General features: G+C 71.9%; 6 protein-coding genes and 1 pseudogene. 4 read left to right on the top strand and 3 right to left on the bottom strand.

Going from position 1 to position 7,027, the window contains the following annotated elements:
- Positions 1–784 (bottom strand): annotated as a pseudogene (locus ACWGI8_RS35990) (hypothetical protein); the annotation flags it as partial.
- 181 nt (positions 785–965) lie between these two features.
- Between ACWGI8_RS35990 and ACWGI8_RS35985 the strand changes: the two are divergent.
- Positions 966–1,802, top strand: coding sequence for a DeoR/GlpR family DNA-binding transcription regulator (locus ACWGI8_RS35985; protein WP_453667539.1), 837 nt, complete (start codon positions 966–968; stop codon positions 1,800–1,802).
- Positions 1,799–2,251 carry an SRPBCC family protein gene (locus ACWGI8_RS35980; protein ID WP_453667537.1) on the top strand — a complete coding sequence of 151 codons (453 nt, stop codon included), beginning with the start codon at positions 1,799–1,801 and terminating at the stop codon, positions 2,249–2,251. Before ACWGI8_RS35985 ends, ACWGI8_RS35980 begins: the two co-directional genes overlap by 4 nt.
- A 308-nt stretch (positions 2,252–2,559) precedes the next feature.
- Here the strand turns inward: ACWGI8_RS35980 and ACWGI8_RS35975 are convergent, their stop codons facing one another.
- The gene (locus tag ACWGI8_RS35975; protein ID WP_453667535.1) at positions 2,560–3,924 is read right to left on the bottom strand and encodes a M20/M25/M40 family metallo-hydrolase; all 1,365 of its coding nucleotides are present in this window, start codon (positions 3,922–3,924) and stop codon (positions 2,560–2,562) included.
- Positions 3,925–4,063: 139 nt separating this feature from the next.
- Between ACWGI8_RS35975 and ACWGI8_RS35970 the strand changes: the two genes are divergently transcribed.
- Positions 4,064–5,368: a geranylgeranyl reductase family protein gene (locus tag ACWGI8_RS35970; RefSeq protein WP_453667533.1), complete on the top strand. Its 1,305-nt coding sequence runs from the start codon at positions 4,064–4,066 to the stop codon at positions 5,366–5,368.
- Positions 5,369–5,419: 51 nt separating this feature from the next.
- Here the strand turns inward: ACWGI8_RS35970 and ACWGI8_RS35965 are convergent, their stop codons facing one another.
- The gene (locus ACWGI8_RS35965) at positions 5,420–5,884 is read right to left on the bottom strand and encodes a nitroreductase family deazaflavin-dependent oxidoreductase (protein ID WP_453667531.1); all 465 of its coding nucleotides are present in this window, start codon (positions 5,882–5,884) and stop codon (positions 5,420–5,422) included.
- A 122-nt stretch (positions 5,885–6,006) separates the two neighbouring features.
- Between ACWGI8_RS35965 and ACWGI8_RS35960 the strand changes: the two genes are divergently transcribed.
- On the top strand, positions 6,007–6,849 hold the full coding sequence (locus ACWGI8_RS35960) for a TetR/AcrR family transcriptional regulator (RefSeq protein ID WP_453667529.1): 843 nt from the start codon (positions 6,007–6,009) through the stop codon (positions 6,847–6,849).
- The last annotated feature ends 178 nt before the right edge of the window (positions 6,850–7,027 follow it).

Below are 7,027 nucleotides of genomic sequence, written 5' to 3'. Positions count from 1 at the left end.
AGCCCGCGGCGGTGTGCGCGGCCCGCAGTCGCGCGACGAGCCGCCGCCCGTACCAGAACCCGGGCCGCCCGAGCGCGGGCCGGAGCGACTCCTCGTCCGGCTGCGATGTCGCGTGAGCGGCCTCGGGCTGCTCGGCCGTCGTGGTGTTCGGCGGGCGCTGGGCCTCGTACGCGTTCCAGGTGCGGTTGGACAGGTACCAGAGCAGGCCCACCAGCGCGGCCGGGAGAAGGGCCGCCACGGAGAGACGGCGGCCGGGCTGGGACCACCAGCCGTCGCCCGTGGCGGACAGGAAGCCGATCCAGGAGCTGTCCGCCGAGCAGCGTGCCGAGCCGGCGCACTGCCAGGCGGTGAGATCGAGGGCGACCTCGCAGGCGGTGGCGGTGAGCAGGACGGTGAGGCTGAGCGCGACGAGCCGGACCAGCATCCCGTACAGGCGCACTGTCTTCGCCGGGCCCTTGGTCGTCGGCCGCATCCAGTGGGCCAGGTTGACGACCATGAAGGGCAGGAGCAGCAGCCAGAGCGCCCTTGCACCGTTGCCGGAGGTGAGGTTGGACCAGCAGTAGGCCTCCGGGACCGGTCCGTCCTGATAGCGCTCGGGGTGCTGCTCGGCTTCGGCGTCGTCGCTGCGCCGGTACACGGCGGCGGTCCCGTCACCGGTTATCCGGACCGTACGCGGGTCGCCGAGCATGTCCTGCGGGGTGGCCCCGCCGACGCCGTGGACCAACAGCTCCAGAGCGGCGCCGCCGCCGCTCTGCGGGACCGGATCCGGTGAGGCAGGGGACACTTCTGTGACTCGCTCTCTGGTGGGAGGATCTACGGCGCTGGACCAGAATCCCGGATCACGGCGTCTGCCGCAGGGCTCTCACGGAATCTCCCCGTGCCCGGCGCGAACGGACCGTGGCAGGATGAGAACCCTTGGTGAACAGCGGTGACGCGACGGCACGACGAAAGGACCTACCCCGGCTGTGAGCGACAATCAGAACCTCCTCGCGGAGCAGCGGCAAGCCCTGATCCTCGACGAGGTACGGCGGCGCGGCGGCGTACGGGTCAACGAGCTGACCCGCAGGCTGAACGTGTCCGACATGACCGTGCGCCGGGATCTGGACGCCCTCGCCCGGCAGGGCATGATCGAGAAGGTGCACGGCGGTGCGGTGCCGGTGGCCGACACGAGTACGCACGAGCCGGGCTTCGAGGCCAAGTCCTCACTGGAGCTGAGCGCGAAAGAGGACATCGCGCGGGCTGCCGCGGTGATGGCGCTCCCCGGCAGCGCGATCGCTCTTTCTGGCGGCACCACGACCTACGCCCTGGCGCAGCATCTCGTCGACGTCCCCGACCTGACGGTGGTGACGAACTCGGTCCGGGTCGCCGATGTGTTCCACACGGCGCAGCGGGCGGGCGCGGCGAGCGGCCAGCGGACCGCGGCGGCGACGGTGGTCCTCACCGGTGGTGTGCGGACGCCGTCGGACTCGCTCGTCGGGCCGGTCGCGGATCAGGCGATCCGCTCCCTCCACTTCGATGTGCTGTTCCTCGGGGTGCACGGAATCTCGGTCGAGGCGGGCCTGTCCACGCCGAACCTGGCGGAGGCGGAGACGAACCGCCGGTTCATGCGCTCGGCGCGCCGGGTGGTGGTCGTGGCCGACCACACCAAGTGGGGGACGGTGGGGCTGAGTTCGTTCGGGCGGCTGGAGGACGTCGACACGCTGGTGACGGACGCGGGGCTGCCGCCGGAGGCACGCGAGGAGATCGCGGAGCATCTGCCGCATCTGGTGGTGGCGGGCGAGCCGGCCGAGCCTGCGGAGTGACCGTCTTCCGGATCAGCCGTACGACGCCGCTGCCGGCCGGGGAGGCATGGCGGCGGCTCACCGACTGGCCCACCCACGCCGCGCAGGTGCCACTGACCCGGATCTCGGTGCTGACACCGGGCCCCACCGCCGAGGGCACCCTGCTCGTCGCGCATACGGGTGTGGGGCCGGTGGGCTTCGACGATCCGATGGAGGTCGTGCGCTGGGAGCCGCCGGAGCACGGGCGGCCGGGGCACTGCCGACTGGAGAAGCACGGCCGGACCGTCCTGGGCTGGGCCGAGATCGGTGTGCGGCAGACGCCCGGCGGGACGCGCGTGACCTGGGTGGAGGACCTGCGGGTGCGGGGGGTGCCCGGGGTGTTCGACCCGGTACTGGCCATGGCGGGCCGGCGTGTTTTCGGCCGGGCCGTGGACGGTCTGCTGGCCGGGCGACCTGGATCCGCACGCTAGGCCCTGTCCGGGCGACCTTGTCGGGCCCGCGACGCTCCCCCAGAGCTTCGCCTGGGTGGGGGTGCCCCCGGCGGAGCCAGGGGGAGTACCCCCAGCTACGGCACTCCCCCAGCTACCGCTGGGGGTACCCCCACGCTGTGTTGTCGGAGTCGCCCAAGTACACCCAGTACGAGGGCGATCTCCCCCAGAGCTGCGCCTGGGAGGTGCCCCCACCGCCTTGCGATGCGTCCCCTCGGCCCCAGGGGGCCGGGGGAGACCCCATGCATCTGACGCCGCGGCCTGGTCCTCGAAGATCGCCCGGACAGGGCCTAACCCTGCTTCGAGCGCGCGTAGTTCACGAGGAAGTGCGCCTCCGCGACCGACAGGCGCTCCAACTCCTCGGGCGAGACACTCTCGTTCACCGCGTGAATCTGCGCCTCCGGCTCGCTCAGCCCGATCAGCAGGATCTCCGACTCCGGGTAGAGCGCGGCGAGCGTGTTGCACAGCGGAATCGAGCCGCCCATGCCCGACGTCTGCATCTCCTCGCCCGGGTAGGCGATCCGCATCGCCTCCGCCATCGAGGCGTACGCCGGGCTGTTCACGTCCGCGCTGAACGGCTGACCCTGGCCGACCTGCTCGAACGACACGCGCGCGTTCCACGGCGTGTGCTTCTCGATGTGCGCGTACAGCAACTCGGTCGCCTTGGCCGCGTCCTGGCCGGGCGGAACCCGCAGGCTGATCTGCGCGCGGGCACTCGCCGGTACGGACGGCGTCGCGCCGGCCACCGGCGGACAGTCGATTCCGATCACGGTCACGGCGGGGCGGGCCCAGATGCGGTCGGCGACCGTCCCCTTCCCGATCAGATCGACGCCGTCGAGCACCTTCGCGTCCTTGCGGAAGTCTTCCTCCGGGTACTGCAGACCCTCCCAGGCCGTGTCCGACACCAGACCGTCGACGACCGTCGAGCCGTCGTCGGCGCGCAGGGAGTCCAGGACCCTGATGAGCGCCGCCAGCGCGTCGGGCGCGGCGCCACCGAACTGCCCGGAGTGCAGATTGCCCTCAAGCGTGTCGATCTGAACGCGGATCATGGTCATACCGCGCAGTGTCGCCGTCACCGTCGGCAGGCCGACCCGGAAATTGCCGCTGTCGCCGATCACGATCGCGTCGGCCGTGAGCAGCTCCGGGTGCGCCTCCGCGTACCGCTCGAGGCCGCCGGTGCCCTGCTCCTCCGAGCCCTCGACGATGACCTTGACGGAGACCGGTATGCCGCCGTTCGCCTTCAGGGCGCGCAGGGCGAGCAGGTGCATGATCAAGCCGCCCTTGCAGTCGGCGGCGCCGCGCCCGTACCAGCGGCCGTTCCGCTCGGTCAGCTCGAAGGGAGGCGTCACCCACGCCGACTCGTCGAGCATCGGCTGCACGTCGTAGTGGGCGTAGAGCAGCACGGTCGGCGCGCCCTCGGGGCCGGGCAGAAGGCCGTAGACCGACTGGGAACCGTCCGGGGTGTCGAGCAGCGCGACATCCTGGAAGCCCTCGGCGCGCAGCGCACCCGCCACCCACTCCGCGGCGGCCTCGCACTCACTCCTGGGGGCGACGGCCGGGTCCGCCACCGAGTGGAACGCCACCAGCTCCGTGAGCTCCGCCTTCGCGCGGGGCATCAATGCTGCGACGGTCTCGGCGATCGGATTCGCGGTCATGGGCACGCTCCTTGTGGGTGCGACGTTGTGTGTACTGCGAAGGTACGGGCGATCCTCCCACAGAGGGACGGCACGGGCCGCGCCGTAGGATGCCGTCGAGAGCTTGGATCATGGGTCGGATCGGGAGCAGAAGCACATCGTGAGCAGCGAGAACGCAGATGCCGTGGGCGGACACAACGAGCCGGTGTGGGACGTCGTCGTGGTCGGCGCGGGACCCGCGGGAGCGTCGGCGGCCTATGCGGCCGCCGTCGCGGGCCGCAGGGTCCTGCTTCTGGAGAAGGCCGAGCTGCCCCGCTACAAGACCTGTGGCGGAGGGATCATCGGGCCTTCGCGGGACGCCCTGCCACCCGGCTTCGAGCTGCCCCTCCAGGACCGGGTGCACGCGGTCACGTTCTCGCTGAACGGCAGACTGTCCCGCACCCGCCGGTCGCGGCGGATGCTCTTCGGGCTCATCAACCGGCCGGAGTTCGACGCGGGGTTGGTGGAGCAGGCGCGGAAGGCGGGCGCGGTGCTGCGCACCGGAGCGACCGTCATCCGGGTCGAGCAGCACGGACCGGCGGTGCCGGACCGCCGCACCGTCGCGGTCGTCCTCGCCGACGGAGAGACCGTGCTCGCGCGCGCCGTCGTCGGTGCGGACGGCAGTGCCAGCCGGATAGGAGCCCATGTCGGGGTGAAGCTCGACCAGGTGGATCTGGGCCTGGAGGCCGAGATCCCGGTGCCGGAGACGGTCGCCGAGGACTGGGCGGGGCGGGTGCTCATCGACTGGGGTCCGATTCCCGGGAGTTACGGCTGGGTCTTCCCCAAGGGGAATGTGCTGACCGTCGGGGTGATCTCGGCGCGCGGCGAAGGGGCCGCCACGAAGCGCTATCTGGAGGACTTCATCGCACGGCTGGGCCTGGCCGGTTTCGAACAGGCCATCTCGACGGGGCATCTGACGCGCTGCCGTGCCGACGCCTCGCCGCTGTCCCGCGGCCGGGTGCTCGTCTGCGGGGACGCAGCGGGACTGCTGGAGCCGTGGACGCGTGAGGGCATCTCCTTCGCGCTGCGCTCCGGGCGGCTCGCGGGGGAGTGGGCGGTACGGATCGCGGAGGCCAACGACGCCGTGGACGCCCGCCGTCAGGCCCTGAACTACGCCTTCGCCATCAAGGCCGGACTTGGCGTGGAGATGAGCGTCGGCCGGCGCATGCTCGCGATCTTCGAGCGGCGCCCCGGCCTGCTCCATGCCGCGATCACCGGATTCCGGCCGGCCTGGAAGGCCTTCGCGGACATCACCCGCGGCTCGACGTCGCTGGCGGGCATCGTGCGCACCCACGCGCTCGCGCGGCGCGCCCTTGAGGCCATTGACCGCACCCGTCCGGCCGCTGGGGCGGGAGGCCCTGCCGCGGCCGAGGAGCCGGGCGAGGCAGGCGAGTCCGAGACCGACGGGGCGCGCATCACCTCGTAACGGGGCGCGCATTGCTCCCCAGCGGTTGGGAAAGGCCCGGAGGGACCGCTGTCACTTGGCGACGGTGATCCGGAACACCGGGTGGTCCGGGGCGGCCGCCAGGATCTCCGCGTCGGAGGACTTGGCGGTGACGCCCTTGAAGAACCGGTCGACCTCCCAGCCCCAGCGCCCGAGGTAGCCGCGGAGGACCGGGAGCTTCTCGCTGTCCGGGGTCTCCACCGCGGTGAAGGTGCGCACCTTGCGGCCGACGCGCAGCTCGCCGCCGCCCGCGGCGCGCATATTGCGCACCCACTGGGAGTGGCCGCGGGCCGAGACCAGGTACTGCGCCCCGTCCTGGGTGAACGGATTGACGGGGATGCGCTGCATCAAGCCGCTCTTGCGGCCGCGTACGGAGAGCTCGGCGGAGCCGAGGAGGCTCACTCCGCGGCGGGCGAGCCAGCCCACGATTCCGTTCATCCGCATCTCGAACGCGTTGGCCTTCACGTAGTGGCGCGACGACGACATGGCGATCTCCATCGTTGATCCATTGGGAGAGCACTGCTCTCGAATGAGAGCAGTGTGCACCGGATCGGTGATTCAAAGCAAGAGCAGTGCTCTCGTTATTGGTCGGTGCTCCGAAAGGTGAGAGACTGCTCCGCATGAGCACCAGCAGCAGAACCGTGCGAGGAGCCAGGGAACGGGCTCGTGGCGAGATCACCGCCGCCATCAAGGACGAGGCGCGCCGGCAGCTCGCCGCAGAGGGAGCCGCCAAACTCTCCCTGCGCGCGGTCGCCCGCGAGCTGGGCATGGTGTCATCGGCGCTCTACCGCTACTTCCCGAGCCGCGACGAGCTGCTCACCGCCCTCATCATCGATGCCTACGACGCGATCGGCGCCGCCGCCGAGCGGGCCCTCGCCGGGTCGGGGTCCGAGTCCGGGCTCGAGTCCGGGCCCGAGTCCGGCGCAGAGGCCGGAGACAGCGCCGGCCCCGCGACCGGCCCCGATGGCGGACCAGGGTCCGGACGGGAGCCCGGACGGGAGCCCGGACGGGAGCCCGACCCCGTGGTCCGCTGGACCGCCGTCTGTTCCGGCGTACGTGCCTGGGCGCTGGCCCACCCCCACGAATACGCCCTGATCTTCGGCTCTCCCATCCCCGGCTACGCCGCCCCGCAGGACACGATCGAGCCGGCCTCCCGGGTCGGCCTCGCCCTCATCTCCATCGCCCGCGACGCCTATCGGGGCCGGGGGGTCGCGCCGCCCCCGCTCGCCGAGGAACTGCGCCCCGAGGCCGTCAGAATGACCGACGACCTCGCCGCCGACCTGCCGGCGGACCTGGTCGTCGCCCTCGTCGCCGCCTGGTCCCAGGTGTTCGGGCTGATCTCCTTCGAGGTGTTCGGGCAGTTCAACCGTGTTGTGGAGGACCGGGACACGTTCTTCGCGCACTCCGTGGCCCGCCTCGCCCGCGACGCCGGTCTCGTCCCGCCCCCCGCCGCCGGGCGTTGACCCCCGGTCGCGTCGGCGGGGCTCCCGGCGTCGACGGCATCGGCGAGGCTCCGGCATCGACGAGGTTCCCGGCGCTGACGGCGTCGACGAGGCTCCCCACACCGGCCGCGTACTGCACAGGGAGTACGCGTGATCACCGCGCACGGCTGACGCCGACCCGGACCGGCCAGGTCTAGCG

Source organism: Streptomyces sp. NPDC054841 (assembly GCF_053611045.1).
The sequence above is the reverse complement of the archived record's forward strand: the minus strand, read 5'-3'. Positions and strand labels throughout refer to the sequence as shown.

Bases quoted from the DNA above. Each gene is read 5' to 3' on its own strand.
- ACWGI8_RS35975 (WP_453667535.1), bottom strand. From the start codon at position 3,924: ATGACCGCGAATCCGATCGCCGAGACCGTCGCAGCATTGATGCCCCGC.
- ACWGI8_RS35965 (WP_453667531.1), bottom strand. From the start codon at position 5,884: ATGGAGATCGCCATGTCGTCGTCGCGCCACTACGTGAAGGCCAACGCG.
- ACWGI8_RS35960 (WP_453667529.1), top strand. From the start codon at position 6,007: ATGAGCACCAGCAGCAGAACCGTGCGAGGAGCCAGGGAACGGGCTCGT.